This is a genomic window from Methylobacterium sp. CCH5-D2 (genome assembly GCF_001556475.1).
GTDB lineage: Bacteria > Pseudomonadota > Alphaproteobacteria > Rhizobiales > Beijerinckiaceae > Methylobacterium > Methylobacterium hispanicum.
In genome coordinates, this window is record NZ_LSIX01000823.1 from 1 (window position 1) to 3,311 (window position 3,311).

At 73.5% G+C, this 3,311-nt stretch carries 3 protein-coding genes; 2 read left to right on the plus strand and 1 reads right to left on the minus strand.

Annotated features, from left to right (window positions below):
• Together recG and AX737_RS21725 are read left to right on the plus strand one after the other, a co-directional pair.
• Nucleotides 1-1,960 (plus strand): ATP-dependent DNA helicase RecG (recG, locus tag AX737_RS21720; protein ID WP_066924835.1); only part of this gene is annotated, 1,960 nt, incomplete at its 5' end.
• Nucleotides 1,961-2,231: 271 nt separating this feature from the next.
• The gene (locus AX737_RS21725; protein ID WP_066924837.1) at nucleotides 2,232-2,516 is read left to right on the plus strand and encodes a hypothetical protein; all 285 of its coding nucleotides are present in this window, start codon (nucleotides 2,232-2,234) and stop codon (nucleotides 2,514-2,516) included.
• Between the two features lie 70 nt (nucleotides 2,517-2,586).
• Here AX737_RS21725 and AX737_RS21730 read toward each other — a convergent pair whose 3' ends face one another.
• Nucleotides 2,587-3,309 carry a DUF502 domain-containing protein gene (locus AX737_RS21730; protein ID WP_082773216.1) on the minus strand — a complete coding sequence of 241 codons (723 nt, stop codon included), beginning with the start codon at nucleotides 3,307-3,309 and terminating at the stop codon, nucleotides 2,587-2,589.
• Between the last annotated feature and the right edge of the window lie 2 nt (nucleotides 3,310-3,311).

The window sequence follows — 3,311 nt, forward strand, 5'->3', positions numbered from 1 at the left end:
GCGGCAGATGAAGGGCTCGATCGCCGAGGCGCCGCCGGGCGAGCCGGTGACGCTCGGCGTCACCGTGGTGGAGCACCGCCCGCCCCAGCCCGGCGCCGGGCGGCGCCCGCACCGGGTGCTGGCCGAGGACCAGAGCGGCGACATCACCCTGGTGTTCTTCGGCATGCCCGCGCCCCGCATCGCCAAGATGCTGCCGCTGGGGAGCCACCGCTACGTCTCGGGCAAGATCGAGCTCTGGGACGGGCACCGCCAGATGGTCCACCCCGCCCGCATCATGGACGCGGAGGGCCTGGCCGCCCTCCCCCCGGTCGAGCCGATCTACGGCGCGACCGAAGGCCTGACCTCGCGGGCCATCGGCAAGCTGGCGGTGGCCGCCCTGGAGCGCCTGCCGGTCCTGCCCGAGTCGCAGGACCCCGCCTGGCTCGCCCGCAACACCTGGCCGCCCTTCGCCGAGGCGCTCTCGGCCGAGCACCGGCCGAGAGAAGCGCCCCCGAAGGCTACCGACCCGCTCCAGCCGCCACCCTCCACGCCGACCCGGCGGCGACTGGCCTACGACGAACTCCTGGCCTCGCAGCTGGCGCTGGCGCTGCTGCGCGCCCGCCAGCGCCGCAAGGCCGGCCGCGTCAACGCGGGCGACGGGCGCCTGAGCGCGGATATCGAGGCCGGCCTGCCCTTCGGGCTCACCGGGGCGCAGGCCCGCGCGGTCGCCGAGATCCGCGCGGATCTGGCCGCCGACCGGCGCATGCTGCGCCTGCTCCAGGGCGATGTCGGCTCGGGCAAGACCGCGGTGGCGCTGCTCGCCATGGCGTCGGCCGTCGAGGCCGGGCGGCAGGCCGCCCTGATGGCGCCCACCGAGATCCTGGCCCGCCAGCACTACGAGCGCCTGGCGCCCCTCGCCGGCCCCTTGCGGCTGCGCCTGATCACCGGCCGCGACCGGGCGGCCGAGCGCCGCGCCACGCTCAAGGACCTCGCGGCGGGCGAGATCGACGTGCTGGTCGGCACCCACGCGCTGTTCCAGGAGGCGGTGGTGTTCCGCGATCTCGGCCTCGCGGTGGTGGACGAGCAGCACCGCTTCGGCGTGCACCAGCGCCTCGCGCTCGGCGCCAAGGGCGAGGCGGTCGACTTCCTGGTGATGACCGCGACGCCGATCCCGCGGACCCTCGCGCTCACCTTCTTCGGCGACATGGACGTCTCGGTCCTCGACGAGAAGCCCGCGGGCCGCCAGCCGATCAAGACCGTGACGCTCTCCGTCGACCGGATCGAGGAGGTGGTGGCCGGGCTCGGGCGCGCCTTCGAGCGGGGCGAGCGCGCCTACTGGATCTGCCCGCTGGTGGCCGAATCCGAGTTCGTGGACCTCGCCGCGGCGGAAGCCCGGTTCGAGGACCTGCAGAAGTATTTCGGCGCCGCGGTCGGGCTGATCCACGGCAAGATGCCGGGCCCCGACAAGGATGCCGCCATGGCCCGCTTCCAGGCGGGCGAGACCAAGCTCCTCGTCTCCACCACGGTGGTCGAGGTGGGCGTGGACGTGCCGGAGGCCAGCATCATGGTGATCGAGCACGCCGAGCGCTTCGGGCTGGCCCAGCTCCACCAGCTGCGCGGCCGGGTCGGGCGGGGCTCGGCGGCCTCCTCCTGCCTGCTGCTCTTCCGCGGGCCGCTGGGCCAGGTCTCGCGCGCGCGCCTGGAGATGATGCGCGAGAGCGAGGACGGCTTCCGCATCGCCGAGGCGGACCTGCGCTTGCGCGGTGAGGGCGAGGTGCTGGGCACGCGCCAGTCCGGTGTGGCGGCCTTCCGGCTCGCCCGGCTGGAAAGCGACGCGAATCTGCTGGAGGCCGCCCGCGACGACGCCCGCATGATCGTGGAGCGCGATCCGGGCTTGCGGAGCGCGCGGGGCCGGGCGCTGCGGGTGCTGCTCTACCTGTTCGAGCGCGAGGCGGCGATCCGGCTGCTCGAGGCGGGCTGAGGCGAGCCGGCGTTCGCTCGCCGAACCTGAACGCCCGCGCCCCGGAAAAGCCACGCCGCGACCCTCTCGCGGCCTCGTGAACGCGGGATGAATACGCAGGGCGGAACGCTCCCTGCGACCCAGCGGTTCAGGTGGCGTTCAGATTCCGGCTTGTGCCGGAGGCGCGGCGGGGGCATTATCCCTTGCAGCGTTCAGGCTCCAACCTTAACTCGAGATGAACGGTTTCCTGAACCCATAGGGGACCGACAGCGAAAAGACGGAGGGCAAGCCGATGCTCAACGGACCGTTCCAAGGCCTCCCGGGCTCGTCCGAGGGCTGGACCGCGCACGAGGCGTGGCTCCTGCCGATCACGGACGGCGCCGCCGCCAAGGCCCCGGCCGCCGAGGCGACCGCCGACACGGTGCGCGCCGCCGCGCGCCCGCTCTTCCTCGCGGCCAACGGCCTCGCCCTGGCGCTGGCTCTGCTGCTGGCGGCCGAGACCTCGACGGGCTGGATGGGCGGCCTGCGCAACGCGCCCGTCGCCAAGGCTCCGGTCATCACCGCGAGCGCCTCTTAAGCCTCCCTTCCGCCCGGCCCCGTGTGGCCGGGCCGGACATCCGGGGCCGCGCTCCGCCGGCCGCCCGAATTCAGGCGTCCTGCCGCTCCGCCTTCGGACGCGCCTCGCCATCCCCCTGCTGCGCCGTCCGCAAGGTCGCCGCCATCGCGTGCAGCCGCCCCTGCGGGTCCTCCGGCTGGATCACGCCGGCCGACATCACCAGCTTGGCCGCGTCCTCCACGCTGATGCCGACCTCGATGATGTCCGAGCGCGGCAGGTAGAAGAAGAACCCCGTGGTCGGGTTCGGCGCGCAGGGCAGGAACACCCCGACATAGTCGTGTCCCGCGCCCTCGCCGCGCGGCAGGGCCTCCTGCACCTCGGCCGCCGCGGGCGCCGAGAGGAAGACCACCGACCACGTGCCCTTCACGGGGAACTCGACCAGCCCGACCGTGCGGAACGAGGTGCCGTTGGCCGAGAACAGGGTCTCGAAGATCTGGCGCAGGCCCCGGTAGAGCCCCGAGATCACCGGCGTGCGGGCGAGCAGCACCTCGCCGAACTCGATCACCGAGCGCCCGACGAGGTTGGCCGTGAGGAAGCCGAGCAGCGTTACCGCCAGGAAGGCGATGACGAGGCCGAGGCCGGGGATCGAGAAGGGCAGGTAGTGGTCCGGCAGGTAGCTCGCCGGCACCAGCGGCTTCACCCAGCCGTCGATCAGCGCGATGAACCACCAGGTCAGGTAGGCGGTGATGGCCAAGGGCCCCGCCACGATGATGCCGGTGAGGAAGTAGGTCCGCAGCCGCCCGCGGGCGCTCACCC

Bases quoted from the DNA above. Each gene is read 5' to 3' on its own strand.
- AX737_RS21725 (WP_066924837.1), top strand. From the start codon at position 2,232: ATGCTCAACGGACCGTTCCAAGGCCTCCCGGGCTCGTCCGAGGGCTGG.